Consider the following 21,973-nt stretch of genomic DNA (forward strand, 5'->3'; position numbering starts at 1 on the left):
CGTCCTATATTTTACCATAAATATGCTTTAAAAGGAATTATTTTTATGATAGAATATACTAAGGTGATTATATGAATTTTACGAATCAACAAGTTGATGCCATTAAACATTTTGAAGGTCCTGCTTTAATTTTAGCAGTTTCGGGTTCAGGCAAGACAACTGTATTATTAAATAGAATTTTAAATTTGATTAACAATCATAATATAGATCCAAGTAAAATTATTTCTATTACTTTCAGCAAATCTCAAGGAATTGATATGGAAAAGAGATTTTTAGCACTAAATCCTGAATTCAGAGGAAAAATTACTTTTAAAACAATTCATGCTTTTTGTTATGAAATAGTTAGAAATTATATGAAAGTAAAAAACATCAAAAAAACTTTAATTGAAGGAAATAACGAATTCAATAGAATTTTAATTTTAAAAAGAGTGTATTACCAAAAAAATTATAAAAAACTTTCTGATGAAGAAATAAATGAATTCTTTTCAATTTATGACTTTACAAAAAATAAAATGTACGATTTTGAAGGCTATATAAGAAAAAATCATTTTATTTCAAATCGTTCTTTAATGTTAAAACTGTATAATTTGTATGATGAAATAAAAATTCAAAATAATTTTATGGATTTTAATGATTTGCTCATTTTGGCTAATGAATATATTTCAACAGATAAAAAACTTTTAAAAGCTTTAAAAAATAGATATAAATTTTTTCAAATTGATGAAGGTCAAGATACCTCAACATTACAATTTGAAATCATCAGGAAGATTGTATTTCCTGAAAATAATGTCTTTATAGTAGCAGATGATGATCAGTCAATTTATAGTTTTAGAGGTGCAAGTCCTGAAAACTTATTAAATTTTAAAAATATTTATCCGAATTCAAAAATATTTTTTATGGATAAAAATTTTCGTTCTACAAAAAATATAATAAAAATAAGCAATAAAATAATTCAAGGAAATAAAATTAGATATGAAAAAACTTCTAAACATACAACTGAAGAAAGTTCACAAATAATGCTATTTAAAGTTAAAAATTCAACTATTCAAGCAAGAGAATTAGTAAAAAGAATTTCTGAAATAAATCCTAATGAAACAATCGGAGTTTTGTATCGTAATAATATATCTTCGCTATATATAGCGGACATATTAAAAAATAATGATATTGATTTTTTTGTAAAAGAAAATAAATTCGATTTTTATTCTAACAGAATATTAAATGATGTAAAAAATATCCTTTTATTTTCTGAAGATACTTCAGACTTGGAAGCTTTTAAAAGAATTTATTTTAAACTTAATGCCTATATAAAAAAGGACTTCATCTCTAAATTGGAATATAAGCCTTATAATCAATGTGTTTTGGAAAGTCTACTAGACTTGGATGAGTTAAATGATTTTTATATAAACAAATTTACATCTTTAAGAAATGATTTTAAAAGATTAAAAAGGATGAAAATGGAGGATAAAATTGATTGTATTCTCTATGAGATTGGATATAGAGATTATTTGGATAATTTTAATGACTTTTCCAATCTAAATTATAATCTAATATTTGACTTGATAAAATATTTATCCAAAGATTTAAAAACTTTTGATGAATTTATTGAAAAATTGAACAATTTAAAAGAATTACTTAAAAATGCTTCAAGTTCAAAATCTAATATATCAATTTCAACAATACATTCTGCAAAAGGTTTAGAATATGATAATGTATTTATTATTGATTTAATTGATGGAGAATTTCCACAAAAAAGTATATTAAATTCTTTTGATGAAAAATTATTAGAAGAAGAGAGAAGATTATTCTATGTTGCAATGACTAGGGCAAGAAAAAGATTATTTTTGTTTACAATAAAAGAAAGAAACAATTTACCTGTTGAACCTTCAATTTTCTACAATGAATTAAAAAACAAATATTAAAAAAGGAGCCACGCTCCTTTTTTATGTGTAAATTATTTGTTTTTTGCTGCATTAGTTCCTGCTATAATTCCAAAAACCGTAATATCTGCTATTGAGACGGAACCAAGTCTATTATTACCATGAATTCCACCTGTTGTCTCTCCTGCAGCGTATAATCCCTTTATAATATTTCCATTTTTATCCAACACACTTGCATCTTTATTTATCTTAAGACCACCCATTGTGTGATGAACTGCAGGAACGGCTTCTAAACAGTAAAAAGGTGCTTTATCTATTTTAAAACCTAATCTTCTAAGATTGAATAATGTATCTTTTCCATTTTTTGAATCTTCATTAAATTTATTTATTGTTGCTTTTAAATTTTCCTTATCTATTCCAAAAAAGTCAGCCATTTCATCAATTGAATTTACCTTACAAAGTTTTTTACCCTCTATCAAATTATTATATTCGACTTCGTGAGTAGGTAAAATATTTGATTTTTTCATTGACTCTTCATCCCAAATTTGATATGCAACACTATCCGTTTGAGCCTTAATTCCCATTGAAATTTCTCTTCTAGTACCCAACTCTTCAACAAATCTTTTTCCTTCTTTGTTTACGAGTATTGCTCCACCAACAAGCCTTGTGTCTCCAGTATATAAAAGTTTACCTGTCTCAACATCACAAACAGGATATAACTGAATTTTATCTAAATCTACAACATCAGCTCCAATAGCTTGTGCCATTTTTATCCCATCACCTGTTGAACCTGCAGAATTTGTTGAAAGAATTTTATCATCAATTTCTTTATCATTATCATAAAGCATTTTTTTGTTTGCTCCAAAACCACCTGTTGTTAAAACAACGGATTTCGCATTAACTATCAATTCTCCAGTCTTTATTTTAGCCTTAACTCCAGTAACTACATTATCTTTCGTGATAAGTTCATAGGCATTAGTCTCTGTTAAAATTTCTATTCCCAATTCCTCAGCTTTAGCTTGCAATTTGTTTATCAATTCTTTTCCAGATTGACCTTTAGGAATTAAAGACCTCTTAACTGAATGACCTCCAAAAAACATAAGTTCATCTGTCCACTCAACATTAACATCATCTCTTAACCATTTTGCACCATCAAGTGCATTATTAGCTAAAACATCTATAAGTTCTTTATCTCCTCCAGCTTTTTCAACATCTTTTTTAAATAAGTCTATACTGTCCTTTATATTTTCCTTTTCTTGTAACCAATTCATTGGAGCTGCATATTCAGCACCTGAAATTAAAGTATTTCCACCGATTATTGGTAACTTTTCTAAAATTACGACATTAGCTCCAGATTCTTTGGCTTTAATTGCAGATATTAATCCTGCCCCTCCTGAACCAACAACAACTACATCAACATTTATTTCTTTAGTTTCAAATTTTTCATTAGTAGTAGGGTTGTTTTTAAGAATTTTTTTATAATCGAGTCCGGATTTGTTTATAGCATCTGCAAGAGCGTTTATAAAAGCTTTTGAAGAATAAGTTGCACCTGTTATTTCATCTAAATTTAGATCTCCTGAATTAACTTTTTCAATCAATTTTTCAATAGCAAGTTTCCCTACATCTTCAGTTTCAACACTTTCCTTTAATGATACTTTTTTTATTTTATTATTTTCAAAACTTACATCAATAACAACATCTCCATTATGTCCTCTAGCTTTTCCCTCGTATGTTCCATTTACTGCAGATTTACAAGAATTTAAAAATAATACAAAAACAAGTAAAAATGATAAGGCTTTAAATAATTTTTTCATAATATCCTCCAAATCTTACAAAATTATTATACTGAGATTAAATTTCTCCTTATGTTTATTATGTATATTGTAATTGTAATCTTAATTAAAATTATTTTTATATTCATTTAATACATCAAAAATTTCGTTAATATCAGTTAAAGTATTTATAGTATTTTTCACCTTGTTTGAATCTTTAAAACCTTTTAAATACCATAAAATATTTTTTCTCATTTCTCTTATTGCTATTCTTTCCGGTTTAAATTCCAACTCCAGTTTATAATGCCTTTTTATAGTATCAATAACTTCTTCCAAAGTTGGAGATGAGTATTTTTTTGTTAAATTATAATCCTTAATTTGTTTAAAAATAAATGGATTCCCAAGAGAATGCCTTCCAATTGCAACTGCATCAGCTCCGGTTTCTTCTTTCATTCTTACATAATCTTCAACGCTACAAACATCTCCATTTCCAACTACTTTTATAGGAACATGATTTTTCAAAGTTTTTATAGCATTCCAATCAGCCTTTCCTGAATAAAACATTTCTCTTGTTCTTGCATGTAATGTAATCATATAAGCTCCAGCTTCAACAATAGCATCAGCAACTTCTAAAAAGTTTTTGTTTTTTTCATCAAAACCCAATCTAATTTTAACACTTACGGGAACTTTAGAATTTTTCACCATAGTTGAAACAATACTTTTAACCTTTTTGGGTTCTTTCATCAAGTAACTTCCCTCATGATTTTTAACAATTTTTGGAGCAGGGCATCCTAAATTCAAATCAAGTTGATAAATATCATCTCTTTTATTAAACCTATTTTGGATTATTTCTGCCATAATATTTTCATCACTTCCAAATACTTGTAATCCAACAGGTCCTTCTCTTTTGTCAATATAAGTTATAATTGAAGTTTTGTCATTATCATAATATAATCCTTTTATAGAAACCATCTCAGTAAAAGTTAAACTCGCTCCCATTTCACTAGCTAAAATTCTATATGCAACATCGCTAACTCCTGCAAGTGGAGCTAAAAAAATGTCTCCATCAAGCATACTATAACCCCTTTTTCATCTTATAGATTTCAAGCATTCCATCAAGAGTAAGTTTCTTATCTATAATATTAATCTTATCTATATCTTTGGTAATTAAGCTGGAATATCCACCTGTTGCAACAACTTTTAACTTAGAAACATCAAAATTCATCTCTTTTACAATTTCATCAATCAACTTTTCAATAAGTCCAATATATCCAATTACCATACCAACTCTAATATTATCCATTGTATTTTTAGCTACAATTCTTTCAGGTTTATAAAGTTCTACTCTTGGAAGTTTTGCAGTTTTTAAAAAAAGTGCTTCTGATGAAATTCCAATTCCTGGAATTATAGCTCCACCTTGATAAACTGAATTTTCATCAACTACATCAAAAGTAATAGCTGTTCCAATATCTATAATTATCAAAGGAACTCCATATTTTTTAATTCCTGCAACTGAATTTACTATTCTATCTGCTCCAATTGTTTTTGGATTATCGTGATTTATTTTTATTCCCAAATCACAATTATCATCAATAATTATTGGTTTTAAATTAAAATATTTTTTTATAGCATTTTCAATTGAATGCATAACATCAGGAACAACTGATGCTACAACAACATCGTCAATTTCAGATTTTTTAATATCGTTAGCATGTAATATTTCTGTAATTGACATTGCATATTCATCACTTGTTTTATTTTTTATCGTATTAAGTCTAAAATCACAAATTAGTGAATATCCTTGATAAACTCCCAAAACAATATTTGTATTTCCAACATCTATAACTAATAACATATATTTCTCCAAATCACTAATAAATTTTTTCAATTACTTATTTCAATTTAATTTTAACATTTTTTATATTTTATTACAATTATTTTACACATCAATTTTTCAATTCCCAGTCCATTTCAATCAAAAAACGATTAAGACAAAATCTTAATCGTTAAGTTTTCTATAGTTCTAAAAAACAATATTAAATTACAATCCACGTTTGAAAAATTTACGAAATTCTGATACTTCTGCTCCACTTTGTGTAATTGCAACTGAATACTTTGCACCTTTTACAATTCCTGGCTCAAATGTTATAGGTTCAAATTGATAATGTACATTTTCTTTATCAGCAACACAATAACCTACAAATGTTTTTATTGTTGCTCCATTTTCTTTATTAAAATATTCCGGTTCTGAATATTCTGTCAAAGTTGCATTTACATTAATTATAACAACTTCTCCTTCTTTATATCCAACAATAAAATTACTATGTCTTGTAACTTTTACAACAACAGCATTAGTCTCATTTTGCATATGACAATATATTAACTTGTAGTCATCGCCATTTTCTACACAAGAATTAAAAATTTCACGCATCCTTGCCTTGTTTTTTATATTATCCTCATTACTCGCTCCTGTTAAAGCTTTTTTAACTATATCAAATAATCCCATTTTTCCTCCTAAATTAAAATTATTAAAAATTTTTTCACTAAAATTATATCATTTTATAAAATACATGTCTATATTATTATAAAAAAATAAGAAACAAATATAAATCTGTTTCTTAATTAATATTAACTATTTATTTTTATTTTTTATAGATGCCTTTATAAAACCATCAAATAGTGGATGAACTTTATTTGGTCTTGATTTAAATTCAGGATGGAATTGACAAGCAACAAAATAATTACTGCCAGTATATTCTATAATTTCAACTAGATTAAGTTCAGGATTTATTCCTGAAAAAATAACTCCAGCTTTTTCAAGTTCTTTTCTATATTTATTGTTAAATTCGTATCTGTGTCTATGTCTTTCTTGAATTATTTCAGAATTATAAAGTTCTCTAGATTTAGTGTTCTTTAAAAGTTTACAATCATAATTACCAAGTCTTAAGGTTCCCCCTATATTTTCAACATCAAATTGATTTTCCATCAAATCTATAACTGGGTATTTGGTAGTATCATCTTTTTCAGTTGAATCTGCTCCTTCAAGATTTGCGACATTTCTTGCTATATCTATAATTGCAATTTGCATTCCAAGACATATTCCAAAATAAGGAATATTATTTTCTCTTGCATATTTACTTGTAGCAATCATTCCTTCAATTCCTCTGCCACCAAAGCCGCCCGGAACTATAATTCCATCAATTCCTTTAAATACTTCTTTAGCCGTTTCTTCAGTAACTTCTTCAGAATTTATCCAATGAATATTAATCTTATGAGCATTTTTATATCCTGCATCTATTAACGCTTGAGAGACTGAAAGATAAGCATCATGAAGTTGAACATATTTGCCAACAAGTCCAATTTCTAATTCAGATTTTACCTCTTTATATGAATCAATCATTTCTTTCCAATTATTTTTTACAATTGGCTTTCCTTCAAGGCAAAGTTTATGCAAAACATAATCATCTAAACCTTGTTCATGTAATCTAACAGGAACTTCATATATAAAATCAACATTTTCTGATTGAACAATTGCACTTTTTGGAACATCACAAAAAAGACTGATTTTATTTTTTATTTCATCAGAAATTTTTTCAGGGCTTCTAACAACTATTATATTAGTCTTTATTCCTTGACTCATAAGTTCCTTAAAAGAATGTTGGGTTGGCTTAGTTTTTAATTCATCTGAGCCCGGTATAGTAGGTACCAAAGTAGTATGAATAAATAAAACATCTTCTTTTTTATTTTCCGCATGAATTTGTCTAATTGCTTCAATAAAAGGTAGTGATTCAATATCTCCAACTGTACCACCAATTTCAGTTATAATTATATCAGCTTTACTTTCCTCAGCAGCCTTATAAACATATCCCTTTATTCTATCAGTAATATGTGGAATAACTTGAACTGTTGAACCGTTATAATCTCCTCTACGTTCCTTTTGAATTACTTCACTATAAATTCTTCCAGTAGTAACATTACTTCTTTGAGTAAGTTCCTCATCAATAAATCTTTCATAATGACCTAAGTCCAAATCTGTTTCTGCTCCATCTTTTGTTACAAAAACTTCTCCATGTTGATATGGACTCATTGTTCCCGGGTCAACATTTATATATGGATCAAATTTTTGCATAAAAACACTAAATCCTCTATCTTTTAAAAGCCTTCCCAAACTTGCTCCACATATTCCTTTACCTATTCCAGAAACAACTCCTCCGGTAATGAAAATAAATTTGCTCATAATATCCTCCTAATTTAATACTCTAAACATTTCCTCATAAGTTGGTATTTTCCAATTTTCTCTTGAAACATTTGATTCAATTTCATCACTTATTTTCCTAATTTCTTCTATTTTTCTAGGAACGAATTTATGTAAACTTATTACTTCTTCAATTCCATTTTTATTTTTTATTGTTTTTTCAAATTCATTAAATTCATCAAGTTTAACAAATAATCCCTCAAGCAAATTATTTAGTTTGTTAATTCTCTCATTTAGTTTAACATTTTTTACTCTTTCATTCAAATTTATTTCAAAATTAAGTTCTTGTATACAAGATGGAATGACATCTTTATTAATCATATTAATTAATGTTTTCATCTCTAGCAAATAAGTATTCTTTATATCTTCAATGCAAACATCATAAACTGCACCTAATTCTAAATAATTTAAAATACCATTTTTCAAAAGAACATCATACTCTTTTGACTCTTTTGCACTTAATATTGCTTCTAAATATGTTCTATTATTTTTAAGTCCTCTTCTTTCTGCTTCTTCAATCCATTCTTTTGAGTAATTATCGCCAGAAAATAAAATTCTTTCACTTTCAACAAAGATTTCTTTTAGAATATTTTTGCAAGCCACAATTCTTTCAGACTTATCATTAATATTTTCAACTTTCTGTAAAATATTTTTAAGCTCTGAAGCAACTATTGTATTTAAAATTATGTTACAATCTGCTGCACTTTGCATTGAACCTAACATTCTAAACTCAAATTTTCCATCAGTATAAGCAAAAGGTGATGTTCTATTTCTATCATCAGTATCTCTTGGTGCAAATTCCAGATTACTAATATTAAAATCATTTAATTTTATTGGATTTTTAACTTCCATATCTAAAATATCACATAATACATTTTCAATTTCATTTCCTAAATAAACAGATACTATTGATGGTGGAGCTTCATCTCCTCCAAGTCTTAAATCATTTCTAACGCTTGAAGATGAAACTCTAAGTAATGAAGAATATTTATTTACAGCTGAGACTGTAGAAATCATAAATATAGCAAAAAGTAGTCTCTCTACTTCATCATCTTTTTTTGGTAGTTTAAATAAATTTTTACCATAATTTGTAACCAAAGACCAATTATTATGTTTTCCACTTCCATTTACATTTTTAAATGGCTTTTCATGTAATAAACAGACAAGATCATGCTCATAAGCTGTTTTTCTTAAAACTTCCATAACAATTTGATTATTATCAACAGAAACATTTACTGTATCATATAGAATTGCAACTTCAAACTGACCAGGAGCAACTTCATTATGTTCAGTTTTAGAATTAATACCTAAATCCTCTAATTTTTTATTTATACTATTGTAGTAATTCATAACTCTTTTAGGAATTGAACCAAAATAATGCTGTAATAACTCTTGATCCTTAGGTGGCATTTCACCGATTAATGTTCTTCCCGTATTTATAAGGTCAACTCTCTGTTCATAGAATTTCCTATCAATCAAGAAAAATTCTTGTTCTAAGCCAACTTTTATTCTAACTCTAAAAATCTTTTCATCTGAAAATAAATTATATAAAGCAGTAGCTTGTTTTGATAAAAAGTCCATACTTTTTAAAAGTGGAGCTTTTTTATCCAAACTTATACCATCAAAAGAAACAAATATTGATGGAATATATAAAATATTATCCATAATAAAAGCATTTGCAGTACAATCCCAATATGTATAACCTCTAGCTTCAAAAGTTGATCTCATTCCTCCATTTGGAAAAGATGAAGCATCTGGCTCACTCTTTAAAAGTTCCTCTCCTGAAAATCTAACTATAGGTAAATTTTCACTTGATTTACTTATAAAACTCTCATGTTTTTTTGCAGTATTACCATTCAACGGTTGAAACCAATGACAATAATGTGTTGCTCCCTTTTCTATAGCCCACTCTTTCATTGCATGCGCAATTATATCGGCACTGTCTTTATCCAAAAGTTCTTCTTTTCTGATAGCATTCTTCCATTTTAAATATACAGGATACGGCAGTTTTCTTTTCATTGCACTTTTATTAAAAGTAAATTTTCCAAAATCATCAATTCTGCTCATAAATTCCTCCTATAAAAAAATTGGTCTTCTTTTTACCTCTAAATAGAGAAAAAAAAAACCAATTTACAAAATTTTTTATTTATTAAACTATATTATTACTTAACTTATAGTAATATAATAAAATATTTTTTTGATTATGTCAAGTACCTAAATAGAATAATTTTTTAAATTCTAGATCTTAACTTTAATATCTTATAAAGTCTTAAAACTGAATAAATATAAGAAGCAAGTCTCATTGTTACATCATATTTATCTTTTATCTTCATTATTTCATTATAAGCAAGTAGCATTTTATACTCTACTTTATTTAAAACATCATCTTCTGTCATATCCATTCCCGAAATATTTTGTACCCATTCATAGTAAGAAGCTATAACACCGCCTGAATTTGCTAAAATATCTGGAATTACTTCAATATTTTTTTGACTTAATATTCTATCGGCAAGATAATTAACAGGGCCATTAGCCCCTTCAACAATTAATTTAGCTCTTATTTTTTGAGCTTCTTCTTCTGTAATTGAATTTTCTAAAGCACAAGGTATAAGAACATCTACATCTAAAGAATAAAATTGATCTATTGAAATATGTTTAGAACCCTTAAAATCATATAATGTATGATTTTTTGAAAAATAATCAATTAGTTCAAAAACATTAAATCCATTCTCATTATATATGGTGTAAACACCATGTTCATTATCAAATTCTGAAACTGCTAAAATATTTCCACCCATTCTTGCTAAATGTTTCGCAGTATTAGAACCTACATTTCCGAAACCTTGAATTGCAATTTTTGAATCTCTTATATTAATACCTAATTTATTTAAGGATTCTCTAGTCATAACGGCAACTCCAACTCCTGTTGCCTCTTTTCTTCCAAAAGATCCCCCAAAGCCTAACGCTTTTCCGGTAAAAGTTGCAAGAGTATTATTACCGGTTAATTTTATATACTCATCTAACATCCAAGCCATAATTTTTTCGTTTGTATTTACATCAGGTGCTGGAATATCAAATCTATCTCCAATATATTTGTAAAGCTCTTTAACATATCCTCTTGATAGTTTTTCAAGCTCATTTTCAGATAATTCATTTACATCTACTATTATTCCACCTTTTCCACCGCCAAAAGGCAAATGAGTAGCTGAACATTTTAAACTCATCCAAATAGATAAAGCTTTAACTTCATCCCCATTTACACTTTGATGAAATCTGATACCTCCTTTATATGGACCCATAACATCGCAATGTTGAGAACGATAACCTTTGAAAATTCTAAATTTTCCATTATCCATTTTTACAGGTATATTTATTTCTATGGTTCTTTCTGGTTCCTTTAAAAGATTATAAACACTTTCATCTAAATCTAAAACTTCACAAGATTTTTTTAAAATCATTTGAACATTTTCTAACGGATTAACACTATTCATACTATTCTCCTACAAGTAATTTTCCCATTCTAAATATAAATTTTCCTTTTCTTCTATCAATTCAGACAAATCTTTACTAAGTTTTAAAAATTTATCTTTATCATTAAAAATTTCTGGATTTTGAATATCTCTATTACAAGTTTCAATTTTGTCTTCTATTTCAAAAATTTTATCTTCAATTTCCTTCAATTTTTGTTTTTTAGCTTTTTCTTGTCTTTCTAATTCTCTTTTCTTCTTTTTTTCTTTCTCAATTTCTGTCTTTGAGATTATCTTTTCTTCTATTTCATTTTTTTCATTTAACTTTTCTAAAAAGTAATCATAATTCCCATAATATTCTGTTATTTTACTATCCTCTAATAACCAAATTTTATTTACAACTTTATTTAAAAAATATCTATCATGCGAAATAGTGAGAACTGTTCCAGAATAATCTACAATTGCTTTTTCTAAAACCTCTTTACTTTCAATATCTAAATGATTCGTTGGTTCATCAAGAAGTAAAAAGTTAGATTTCGACAACATTAGTTTTAAAAGTTCAAGCCTTGCTCTTTCTCCACCACTTAATTCTCCAACAGATTTAAATAAATCTTCATCAAAAAAGTTAAACTTTGCAAGATGACTTCTAACTTCAAAATTATTCATTTTTGGATAGGCATCCCAAAATTCATCCATAACTGTATTTTGATTACTTAAAGTTTTTTGCTCCTGATCGTAATACCCAATTGATACTCTAGCACCTAAATCACATTTTCCTTTTAAAGCCTCAAGATTATTACAAATTATTTTGAATAAAGTTGTTTTACCAACTCCATTCTTTCCAACAAGACCAATTTTATCTCCTTTATAGATATTTAAATTTATATTATTAAATAAAATTTTATCATTAAATCCCATTGTCAAATCTGAAATATCCAAAACATCTTTCCCAGACTCAACTTCTGGAACTAGTTTTAATCTCATTGAATTTTTATAAATTTCTGGATTTTCAATCAAATCCATTTTATCAAGAAGTCTGCGTCTTGAACTTGCCTGCTTTATAAATCTATTATTTCCATAATTTTCAAATCTTTGAATAATTTCTTTCTGCCTAGAAATCTCTTTTTGTTGTTTTTCATAAAGATGTCTATTAATTTCAAAATCTTTTTCACGTCTTGAAATATATTCATCATATCCACAATTAAAAACCTTTAATTTCTTATTCTCTATTGAAAAAATCCTGTTACAAACAGCATTTAAAAAATACCTATCATGAGAAATAATAAGGCAGCTTCCTTTATATTCTCTTAGATAAGACTCTAAAAACTGAATAGATTCTATATCTAAGTGGTTTGTTGGTTCATCAAGTAAAATCAAATTTGACGGTTTAAGTAAAATTTTTGCTAAATGTAATCTACTTTTTTGCCCACCACTCAAATTATTAACTGATTTAGAAAAGTCTTCCTCTAAAAAACCAAGTCCAAACAAAACTCCTCTAACTTTCGAATTATAAGAATATCCATTATTTTCTTCAAAATAATGTCTTTTACTTTCATATATATCAAAAAGTTTGTGAATTTCTTCTTCACTTAAATCCTTATTACCCATTTCAATCTCTAATTCTCTTATCTCTTTTTCAAGAAAAATAATATCTTCAAAAACTTCTAGGCATTCTTCATAAACTGATTTATCACTAGTATAAGAAATATTTTGTTTTAAAATAGATAGATTTACATTTTTTGCAAAATTTACTTCTCCACTATCAGCAGATAAATCTTTAATTAAAAGGTTAAATAATGTAGTTTTGCCACTTCCATTATCTCCTACTATTCCAACTTTATCTCTGTTAGAAATCGAAAAAGTCACATTTTCTAATATATTTTCACTTAAAAACGACTTAGTTAAGCCATTAACACTTAAAACAATCATAAAACACCTTTTTAGAAAATAAATTTAGATTCAAAGTTACTAACTTTTCCAACCGCTAGTAATACACTAAAATAAATATAAGCAGTTTGATGCCATAGGATTGTAACATCCAACATTCCATGCAAAATAACTACAACAGTTAAAGCTATTATGAGTCTAAATAAATTTCTTTTTCTTATACTATATACTTGCTTAACTATTCCTACAAAAAGAGGTGCAATTACCAAAATACCGACAATACCAAAATTAATTAATACATCTAAAGCTATGTTATGAGCATGGTTTGCCGGGTGAGTTACCCAAGTTGCATTTTGATAAGCCATTGGGCCACTACCAAACAAGAAAGTTTGTTTAAATAGTTTAATAGCATTATCCCAAATTTCTTTCCTTGTTCCAAGAGAATTTCCTATAAATTCATATCTTGGAAAAATCCTATTAGAAAAAATCATAAGTATTACTATGACCACTGTAAAAATTCCAAGAAATGCAAAAACTTTTTTATTATTTTTCGTTAAAGAAAGCACCAAAGTTGCAATCAAAATTGTTGGTAATGCAGTTCTATTTTCTGTCAAAAACAGAACTATAAATGCAAGTGTACTTACACACAAAAAATACAGTCTATTATTTTTATTTTTATTTGATAAAAAATAATACATTGCTATTATAATTATGAATTCACAAATAGTAGCATAGTAATTCGTATTAAAAAATGACGATACTGGTCTATGCAAAGCCATATATTCTATAAATTCATACATCTTTAAATCCATACTAAACTTACTATATAGTACTGAAAGAATTGTCAAAATAAAACAAAATATTGAAACAATCATATACAGATTAATAATTCTTGAAAATAACTTTCTATTTATAATAGATCTATAGTACATAAAAAACATAGCAAATTCAAATATAATTATTGATACTCCAATACCATATAAATTATGTTTAAACACTGAAACTACGAATATTAGTAGAGTAAATGCTAAAACATTTTTAACATATGGCGTTCCTTTTAATATAGGAATAATTTTACCACTAACTATTAAATAGAAAAATAGAGCATTAAAAGCGAATATTAAAAAATAAAATGGTAAAAACACTGTAAATGAAACTATTAATATTAATAGTTCATCTAAATTTAGCCCATATTTTTCTAAAATACCATCAATATAATTCATATATCTTAAGCCTTTCATAAGCCATTTTATCAATATTATTAAATTGAAATACCTTATAACTTAACTAATTATAAAAGTTAAAGATATAAATAAATTAATATTATTTCAAAAAAATTTTAAATTTATTGTATTATAGCCTCAGCATTAAAATACAATATAATTATTCTTTGCAATTAAGATTTAAAAAAGAGAATTTTAAAGAATATTTTTAACATATAAATTGTCACAAAAGCAATCATTTAATGACCATTCCCTCAAATAAAACTTATTTCAATTATAGCATAAAACAAAAAAAAATAAAACTCTTAAAAAAGAGTTTTATTGTATACTCATAAAAAATCAAGGTTTTTGAACACACCTTGATATAATTTAGTTCTATCTTACCCCTGGATAATCCTTTAAACTATTCATATAGTAAGTAAGAGTTAAAAGACTTCCATCTAAATGAACATTTTCAAGCACAACATTTCTTGGTAATTTCAAATCAATTGGTGCAAAATTCCAAATTCCTTTTATACCACAAGCAACTAGTTTATCAGTTATTTCTTGTGCAGGTCTTGCAGGAATCGCTAAAATTGCAATATCAACTTTTTCTCTAGTTACAACTTCTTCTAATTCTGAAATATCTTTAACAACAACATCATTTTGTTTACTTCCAATAATATCTGATGAGTTATCAAAAATTCCTACAACCTTAAAGCCTTTTTTTCTAAATCCACTATAGTTTAACAATGCACTACCAATATTACCAAAACCAATAATAACTACATTATAAGGCTTATCAACACCCATAATTTTTTCCAACTCAATTTTTAACTCTTCTACATTGTATCCATAGCCTTGTTGACCAAATGCACCAAAGTGATTCAAATCTTGTCTAATTTGTGATGCAGTTAAACCTGTAATCTTACTTAATTCTTGAGAAGATACTCTAATTATTCCCTTATCTCCAATAAGTTCAAGGTATCTATAATATTTAGGTAAACGTTTTATAACTGCAACAGAAATTTTATCGTCTAACATAATAAACCTCCTACCATTTTTGTTTTCATTTAATTATATTAATATGTAAAATCTAAAACGTACTCTCGTTTTAAGTATTATAACACCTATTCAAATTTATTGCAATATTTTTTACAATGTTTTTTAGAATGTATAACTATTTTTTTCAAACTTTGTCAGTTTATAGCAACCATATTAAATAATTATTAATAAATTATAAACAAAATATATTGAAAAATGTAAAAAAAAGTTCTAAAATATAATTAATAAATTTTAGGAGGTAAACTTGAATAACTTTGAAATAATAAAAGAATGTCCAATATTTAAGGACTTTTCAATAGATGAAATAATAGAAATATTTTCAGTAGTATCTTTTTACGAAAAAAATTATAAAAAAAATGATATAATTCTAGCTGAAAATACAAAAGTAGAATATTTTGGAATAATTACAAATGGAAGAATTGCAGTTTCTAATTTCGATTATTTTGGAAATAGAAATATTTTAAATGTTTTTGAAAAAGGAGATTCATTTGGTGAAGCCTTGGTTTCATTAGAAATGAAAATTCCTCACGAAATAATTTCTCTAACAAGTTCTTCTGTAATTTGGATTGAGTATAGTAGTTTATCTAATTCTCAATATTACCAAAAAATTTTAAATAATCTTTTAAATATAATATCTACAAAAAATTTAATTTTAAATAAAAAATTACAAATACTATCAAAGAGAACTACTAGAGAAAAAATTTTAGAATATCTTTCAACTCAAAAAAAGTTACTATCAATAGATAGCAACTTTGAAATAAATCTAAATAGAAATGAAATGGCAGACTACCTTGCACTAGACAGAAGTAATCTTTCAAGAGAGCTTGGAAAATTAAAAAAAGAAGGCATCATAGACTTTAAAAAAAATAAATTTAGATTACTATAAAAACATTGTATATTAATAAATTAAATAATTTTAACCTCATTTATATATTGACTTTTTTACAAAAATATTATAACATTCTCTTTGTGATATTCATTATCGTAATATAAAAATATATGGAGGTTTTATGAAAATAAAAAGAATTTTGAAAATATTTATGGTATTTTTATTTATCTTTTCTCTATTAATACCAAAATTTTTGTCAACAAACAGTCATACTGTTACTGCAAATGATAATGGTATAAATGATGAATGGACAATTGATGATTTTATAATAGAAAATGACACTATTTACGGTTTTTCTAAGAAAGGTTCCGAAAAACTTAAGAAGAATGGAAAAGTAATTTTACCTACAGAGAAAAACGGTGTAAAAATAACAAAGGTAGCAAGTTTTGCTTTCCACCCAGATAAAAAGAAAGAAATTGAAGATTATATCGGTCGCGAAGGTAAGAATGGCGAAAAAAATAATAAAGATGTCGATGGAAATGAAATTCGTAATATAGGAGAATCATTTAACAATACACTTATTAAATCTGTTACTATTCCTGATGGATATGAATACATCGGACAAGATGCCTTTGATTTTAATGAAAGTTTAAATGAACTAAAACTTGCATCTACTATAACAAGAATAAGTGATTATGCCTTTGCACATATAGCATTAGACAAAAGTTTAGAATTACCAAGTGAATTAAAAACTTTAGGCGACTCTGCATTTATGGAAAGCCAAATTACAGGGAGTCTTGTTCTACCAGAAAAGTTGGAAAGCTTGGGAGAAAGAACTTTTAAAAACAATAAAATTTCAAATATTGAATTTAAAGGTAAAAAAATTTCTGAACTTGGAGAAAAAGTTTTTGAAGATAATAGAATAGAAAGCATTAATATTCCAAACAGTATAAAAAAAATAGCATCGGATGCATTTAACGGTAATTATGGAAATGAAGAATATAATTATATAGTTACACTTTGGACTGAACATAAAAATAATCCAAATAAATTATTTGGAGCTTCTTTTTATGTAGATCCATCTGATGATTTAAAAGTTAAAAAACCAGAAATAAATTATAAAATTTGGGAAAATGCCGATTTTAAAATTAATAAAAATGTAATTGAAGGATTTTCTAATAGAGGACTTTTAAAAGTTAAAAAGAATAAAAATTTAAAAATTCCAAGTGAACATAATGGAATAAAACTAACACAGATTGCAGATGATGCTTTTAGAAACATTAATTTTAGAAATGAAAGTCTAAAAAAATATGACTTGGAAAGTGTAACTTTACCTAATAGCATAGAAAAAATTGGAAATTTTGCCTTTCAGTCAAATTATATAACAGAATTAGATGTTCAAGATTGTGAAAATTTAACTGAAATCGGAAAAGGTGCATTTATGAATAATAAGATAAGTACACTAAATTTGAATGACCATTTAAAACTTATTGATGATGCAGCTTTTCATATAAATAATTTGGAATTTGTATTTATTCCTAAAAATGTTGAGAAAATTGGAATTTCAGCATTTAGAAACAATAAAATAAATATGCTTTTGATGAATTCAGAAAAACTTTCAGAAATTGGAGAAATGGCATTTCTAGGAAATGCTATAGCTCAAGTTGATTTAACTCAAACTCCAAATTTAAAAACAATAGGAGTTCAAGCATTTGCAGGTAATTTAATCACTTCAGTTAATTTACCTTATGGTGTTGAAGAAATAAGAGAAGAAGCATTTAGGAAAAATTCAATAAAAGAAGTTGCTTTTCCGAATTCACTAAAGAAAATAGCTTTTAATTCATTTGATGAAAATCCAGGAAATTTAGAATATAAAAAAGTTTTAGTTGAAATTACCGGTGGAAATATTAATAAAATTCCTGATGGAAATAATTTTATTGTAAATAAAAATACCTTGGCTAAAGACAGAACTGAGCTTAAAAAAACTATTGAAAAAATTGATTCTTTAAAATTAGATGAATTTCAAGAAAAAACAAAAAAATTATTTTTGGATATAAAAAAAGAAGGAGAACTTCTCTTAGAAAAAACTAATTTAAGAGAAGGAGAAATGCTTAAATATATTTTTGAAACTAATTTTTTAATTGATAGATCAGACATTAATATTTTATTAAAAAAAGCTAAGAAAAGTCTTTCAAATGGTGATGAAAAATCAAAAAAATTGTTAGAAGACAAAATTAATTATGCTGAAAAATCATATAATAACAGTGCATTGGATACTAGAAAATTAAAAAGACTTAAGAAAGAATTAAAATTTCTTACAGACTTGGTAAATGGAGAAGGCGAAACATCAAAAACTGTTATGTTACAAGGTCATCATAAATTAAATAGTCCATTACCTATACCATCATATCATATAGGCGTTAATGTTTACTTTGACAAGAACGGTAAAATTTTATATGTTTTGGATATGAGCTACAATATAGGAAAAGGAACATTAAATCAATATGGTACAGAAGTGGAAAATGTTGATGAGGATAATGAAGGATATCACAAGTTAGCATTGGATACTTTATCAGACTATGAAGGACTAAACTATAAAGAAATTTTGTCTGGAAATGTTGATTCAATTGGTAATATACTAAAAGTTGAAAAAGCAAAATATCATAGAGAAGGTATGTTTGAGGCAATAAAAGATGCTTGTAAAGATTATAAAGAAAAAGTAATCCGAAACGAAGAATATGACATCACTGTAGTTTCATTAGAAGAAACAAAATTTACAAATCTAAAATTGAGCGTTAAAAAAATAAATTCAGACAGTATAAAAAATCTACGAAATAATGTTTTGAATGCCTTTGATATACAGTTTAAAAATTTGAATGATAAAAAAGTTGATATGACTGGTAAATTTAAATTAATTTTAAATAAAAAATTTAGTGATGTTAAAGCTGTTTATCACCTTTCTGAATCAGGAGAACTAACTTCATGTAAATTTTCTCAAACTAAAGAAACTGTATCATTTGAAACGACACATTTTTCAAAGTATATCATTGAATATAACAAAACAAAGGAAAAAAATTCTGAAGGAAATAACTCAGATTTAGAAAATAACAGGAATAATAATATTTCTAGAAATGATACTAATACAAAAGCTAATACAAAAAATATGGGTAATAAACTACCACAAACTTCTATTGAAAAATCATCAATATTAGCAGTATTTTTAAGTATAGTAGTTTCAATTTTCATTTTTGTAAAATCAAGAAAATATAATTAGTTATTAAAGAAGTTAAATTAAAACTGACCTCAATAAATTAAAAATAATTTTTTGAAGGTCAGTTTTTAAATATAAAAATAAATACTATAAAACTATATGTAAATGTGGTATAATGATAAAAATATTTTTTTAATTGTGTTTATTTAATTGATTGAGAATTGCTTATATGGGGGTGTATGATGAATAAAAAAGAAAAAATAATTCAACTATGGTTTGATATGTGGATAAAACAAAAAGATTTAGGAATAGATGAAATTTTTACAGAAGATGTTATTTACACAGAGAGTTGGAGCCCCAAATATGAAAATCGTGAAACAGTAAAATTATGGTTTAATGAATGGAATACTCGTGGAATGGTAATAGATTGGACAATTAAACAATTTTTTCATAAAGGCAATCAAACTATTGTAGAATGGTATTTTAAAAATAAAATGAATGATGAAAGTATCGAAGATTTTGACGGAATTTCTCTTATTGTATGGACTGATGACAATAAAATAAAAGAATTAAAAGAATTTGGCTGTAATCGAAACAACTATAATCCTTATCAAAATGGTAAAATACCAAAATTCAGGGACGAAAAAACAAATTGGTTTTAATCATTTCAAACTAAAATAATTAAGAATAATTTAAAAGGAATGTCCCCTATCAATTATGGATTACATTCCTTTAATAATTTCTATATTTTTAAATCCAGTTCAATTAAATGACTGCATTTTATTATTTTAAATATCAAAATTCTACATACTATAATTCTTTAACTTTTTCTATCCATTTATTAAAGTTTGTTTTAAATATTATTGCCTTACTATATGGAAGACATAGTTCTGCCTTCCCAATATATTCTTTAAGTGTGTTAAGAGTTGTCTTAACATTAGTAGATCCAGATGTTGAAAAAGGAACCACCTTTTTATCATCTAAATTATAATTCTTTAAATAATCTAATACAATCATTGGTGGTTTACTAAACCAAATTGGATATCCCACTAAAACAACATCAACATCAGAAATATCTACAACTGGTGCAACATATTTAGCTGTTATATCCTTCTTTTTTTCATCTCTCGCTCTTCCAATAGCCTTAAAATATGAACCATAAGAAACTTCGGGTTCTATACTTATCATATCACAACCAAGATTTTCTTGGATTTTTGTTGCAACATTTTTAGTCTTACCACTATTTGAATAGTAGAAAATAATAGCTTTCATATTTTACCTCCTTATTTTCATTTTAACTTTAATTAATCATAGATATAATTTAAAAATTTCTATTTACTTTACTTATTTTTTAATACCTACTATTTTTATACCCTTTTTCTTATTTGCTTTAATCTCCATATTTTCAGTCGACACAAACTTAAGAAAAGCAATACCTTTTAATTTGTTTTATAGGAAATTCAAATATTCCTCTTTGTGATAGCACAACACTTATGAATAATCCTACAAATAAAAATTCAATCTTTCCCATAACTCCTGCATAAAATAAACTTGAAATACAAAATAGTTTTTCAAGTAAAATATAAAATTTCCAATGCCAAAAATAAACATTTATCGAGTTTTTACCCATATTGCTTATCCACTTAATTTTTTTATTTGGTATTAAGATTATAAAAGAGCAAAGTATCAATAACGACAATATGTAACAAGATAGTCTTGCCAAAGCTCCATATCTTAATATTGGTTCATAAAACGCGTTTCTTCCGGTAAATAAATACCGTAAAATATAAAATTTATCTATTTTATAAAAACACAAAAATCCCCATATCAATAAAATCAATATCGAAACTATATAAAGTCCCTTATACTTATTTTTAATACTTATTATATCCTCACTTTTAAGCATTGTACCTAACAAATAAAAAGGAAAAAACACAATAGCTCTTGATAAATACAAAAAATCTCCAATAGACTTGTCATATCCGGTAAAACAAGCCAAAACTACTGAAAAAACTAAAATATATTTTTTATTTTCATCTTTTATAACATAAGATATTATCGTATAAATTGCAAGAACAAACATAAACCATGATATTCCCCCATCAGATAAAAGACTGAAGCTAACATTGCCATTTCCGCTTAATCTGTCAAAAATCAAGGTTATTACTTTATACAAAAATCCAATACTACAATAAAAAATACACTTTTTTACAATATTTTTTTCGCTATGAAACAATCCTGAAATAAAAATAAATAGAGGCATATGAAAAGTATATATAAATAAAAATACACTTTTATACACATCTGATTTAGCTGTAAATTCATCGGCTAAATGTCCAATAACAACAAGTGTTATTAAAATAAATTTAAGATTATCCCATAGTGCTATACGCTCTTTCATAATTCCT

The 21,973-nt window shown here is 26.0% G+C and carries 16 protein-coding genes; 4 read left to right on the top strand and 12 right to left on the bottom strand.

The window, feature by feature from the left end; all coding sequences use genetic code 11:
- Nucleotides 1-71: 71 nt before the first annotated feature.
- Complete coding sequence (locus WFJ11_RS04480) at nucleotides 72-1,919, top strand: ATP-dependent helicase (protein ID WP_338816963.1); 1,848 nt, start codon at nucleotides 72-74, stop codon at nucleotides 1,917-1,919.
- A 32-nt stretch (nucleotides 1,920-1,951) separates the two neighbouring features.
- On the opposite strand, the gene WFJ11_RS04485 is transcribed toward WFJ11_RS04480, so the two are convergent.
- The 10 genes from WFJ11_RS04485 to WFJ11_RS04530 all read right to left on the bottom strand — a co-directional run bounded on the left by WFJ11_RS04485 (nucleotide 1,952) and on the right by WFJ11_RS04530 (nucleotide 15,504).
- A complete protein-coding gene (locus WFJ11_RS04485) occupies nucleotides 1,952-3,691 on the bottom strand; it encodes a flavocytochrome c (RefSeq protein WP_338816964.1) in 1,740 nt (579 codons plus the stop codon).
- 81 nt (nucleotides 3,692-3,772) lie between these two features.
- The gene (gene dusB, locus WFJ11_RS04490) at nucleotides 3,773-4,723 is read right to left on the bottom strand and encodes a tRNA dihydrouridine synthase DusB (RefSeq protein WP_323988710.1); all 951 of its coding nucleotides are present in this window, start codon (nucleotides 4,721-4,723) and stop codon (nucleotides 3,773-3,775) included.
- 1 nt (nucleotide 4,724) lies between these two features.
- Nucleotides 4,725-5,504: a type III pantothenate kinase gene (locus WFJ11_RS04495; RefSeq protein WP_338816965.1), complete on the bottom strand. Its 780-nt coding sequence runs from the start codon at nucleotides 5,502-5,504 to the stop codon at nucleotides 4,725-4,727.
- Nucleotides 5,505-5,690: 186 nt separating this feature from the next.
- Nucleotides 5,691-6,155, bottom strand: coding sequence for a hypothetical protein (locus tag WFJ11_RS04500; RefSeq protein ID WP_338816966.1), 465 nt, complete (start codon nucleotides 6,153-6,155; stop codon nucleotides 5,691-5,693).
- A gap of 126 nt (nucleotides 6,156-6,281) precedes the next feature.
- A complete protein-coding gene (locus WFJ11_RS04505) occupies nucleotides 6,282-7,886 on the bottom strand; it encodes a CTP synthase (protein ID WP_338816967.1) in 1,605 nt (534 codons plus the stop codon).
- Nucleotides 7,887-7,895: 9 nt separating this feature from the next.
- Entirely contained in the window at nucleotides 7,896-9,971 is a 2,076-nt protein-coding gene (locus tag WFJ11_RS04510) for a glutamine synthetase III (RefSeq protein WP_338816968.1), read from the bottom strand.
- A 164-nt stretch (nucleotides 9,972-10,135) separates the two neighbouring features.
- Entirely contained in the window at nucleotides 10,136-11,395 is a 1,260-nt protein-coding gene (locus WFJ11_RS04515) for a Glu/Leu/Phe/Val family dehydrogenase (protein WP_313960670.1), read from the bottom strand.
- Nucleotides 11,396-11,404: 9 nt separating this feature from the next.
- Nucleotides 11,405-13,300, bottom strand: a complete 1,896-nt coding sequence (locus WFJ11_RS04520) for an ABC-F family ATP-binding cassette domain-containing protein (protein WP_338816969.1) — start codon at nucleotides 13,298-13,300, stop codon at nucleotides 11,405-11,407.
- Nucleotides 13,301-13,311: 11 nt separating this feature from the next.
- Nucleotides 13,312-14,499 (bottom strand): O-antigen ligase family protein, encoded by a 1,188-nt coding sequence (locus WFJ11_RS04525; RefSeq protein WP_338816970.1) that lies wholly within the window; start codon nucleotides 14,497-14,499, stop codon nucleotides 13,312-13,314.
- Nucleotides 14,500-14,856: 357 nt separating this feature from the next.
- Nucleotides 14,857-15,504 carry a redox-sensing transcriptional repressor Rex gene (locus WFJ11_RS04530; protein WP_009372487.1) on the bottom strand — a complete coding sequence of 216 codons (648 nt, stop codon included), beginning with the start codon at nucleotides 15,502-15,504 and terminating at the stop codon, nucleotides 14,857-14,859.
- Nucleotides 15,505-15,769: 265 nt separating this feature from the next.
- On the opposite strand from WFJ11_RS04530, the gene WFJ11_RS04535 reads away from it, so the two are divergent.
- The 3 genes from WFJ11_RS04535 (at nucleotide 15,770) to WFJ11_RS04545 (ending at nucleotide 20,227) form a co-directional block, all read left to right on the top strand.
- Nucleotides 15,770-16,411, top strand: coding sequence for a Crp/Fnr family transcriptional regulator (locus WFJ11_RS04535; protein ID WP_293441306.1), 642 nt, complete (start codon nucleotides 15,770-15,772; stop codon nucleotides 16,409-16,411).
- Between the two features lie 124 nt (nucleotides 16,412-16,535).
- Entirely contained in the window at nucleotides 16,536-19,628 is a 3,093-nt protein-coding gene (locus WFJ11_RS04540) for a leucine-rich repeat domain-containing protein (RefSeq protein WP_338816972.1), read from the top strand.
- A 179-nt stretch (nucleotides 19,629-19,807) separates the two neighbouring features.
- The gene (locus WFJ11_RS04545; protein ID WP_293441107.1) at nucleotides 19,808-20,227 is read left to right on the top strand and encodes a nuclear transport factor 2 family protein; all 420 of its coding nucleotides are present in this window, start codon (nucleotides 19,808-19,810) and stop codon (nucleotides 20,225-20,227) included.
- 148 nt (nucleotides 20,228-20,375) lie between these two features.
- On the opposite strand, the gene WFJ11_RS04550 is transcribed toward WFJ11_RS04545, so the two are convergent.
- Together WFJ11_RS04550 and WFJ11_RS04555 are read right to left on the bottom strand one after the other, a co-directional pair.
- Complete coding sequence (locus WFJ11_RS04550; protein WP_293441109.1) at nucleotides 20,376-20,837, bottom strand: flavodoxin family protein; 462 nt, start codon at nucleotides 20,835-20,837, stop codon at nucleotides 20,376-20,378.
- Nucleotides 20,838-20,985: 148 nt separating this feature from the next.
- Complete coding sequence (locus WFJ11_RS04555) at nucleotides 20,986-21,966, bottom strand: acyltransferase family protein (RefSeq protein ID WP_293441111.1); 981 nt, start codon at nucleotides 21,964-21,966, stop codon at nucleotides 20,986-20,988.
- Nucleotides 21,967-21,973 lie beyond the last annotated feature (7 nt).

This window comes from Parvimonas micra (assembly GCF_037482165.1).
In the GTDB taxonomy this organism is placed as follows: Bacteria; Bacillota; Clostridia; order Tissierellales; family Peptoniphilaceae; genus Parvimonas.

Excerpts from the sequence above, each read along its gene's own strand:
- WFJ11_RS04540 (WP_338816972.1), top strand. The coding sequence starts at position 16,536 with ATGAAAATAAAAAGAATTTTGAAAATATTTATGGTATTTTTATTTATC.
- WFJ11_RS04510 (WP_338816968.1), bottom strand. The coding sequence starts at position 9,971 with ATGAGCAGAATTGATGATTTTGGAAAATTTACTTTTAATAAAAGTGCA.
- WFJ11_RS04550 (WP_293441109.1), bottom strand. The coding sequence starts at position 20,837 with ATGAAAGCTATTATTTTCTACTATTCAAATAGTGGTAAGACTAAAAAT.
- WFJ11_RS04555 (WP_293441111.1), bottom strand. The coding sequence starts at position 21,966 with ATGAAAGAGCGTATAGCACTATGGGATAATCTTAAATTTATTTTAATA.
- WFJ11_RS04515 (WP_313960670.1), bottom strand. The coding sequence starts at position 11,395 with ATGAATAGTGTTAATCCGTTAGAAAATGTTCAAATGATTTTAAAAAAA.
- dusB (WP_323988710.1), bottom strand. The coding sequence starts at position 4,723 with ATGCTTGATGGAGACATTTTTTTAGCTCCACTTGCAGGAGTTAGCGAT.
- WFJ11_RS04495 (WP_338816965.1), bottom strand. The coding sequence starts at position 5,504 with ATGTTATTAGTTATAGATGTTGGAAATACAAATATTGTTTTGGGAGTT.
- WFJ11_RS04500 (WP_338816966.1), bottom strand. The coding sequence starts at position 6,155 with ATGGGATTATTTGATATAGTTAAAAAAGCTTTAACAGGAGCGAGTAAT.
- WFJ11_RS04505 (WP_338816967.1), bottom strand. The coding sequence starts at position 7,886 with ATGAGCAAATTTATTTTCATTACCGGAGGAGTTGTTTCTGGAATAGGT.
- WFJ11_RS04545 (WP_293441107.1), top strand. The coding sequence starts at position 19,808 with ATGAATAAAAAAGAAAAAATAATTCAACTATGGTTTGATATGTGGATA.
- WFJ11_RS04480 (WP_338816963.1), top strand. The coding sequence starts at position 72 with ATGAATTTTACGAATCAACAAGTTGATGCCATTAAACATTTTGAAGGT.
- WFJ11_RS04520 (WP_338816969.1), bottom strand. The coding sequence starts at position 13,300 with ATGATTGTTTTAAGTGTTAATGGCTTAACTAAGTCGTTTTTAAGTGAA.
- WFJ11_RS04525 (WP_338816970.1), bottom strand. The coding sequence starts at position 14,499 with ATGAAAGGCTTAAGATATATGAATTATATTGATGGTATTTTAGAAAAA.
- WFJ11_RS04485 (WP_338816964.1), bottom strand. The coding sequence starts at position 3,691 with ATGAAAAAATTATTTAAAGCCTTATCATTTTTACTTGTTTTTGTATTA.
- WFJ11_RS04530 (WP_009372487.1), bottom strand. The coding sequence starts at position 15,504 with ATGTTAGACGATAAAATTTCTGTTGCAGTTATAAAACGTTTACCTAAA.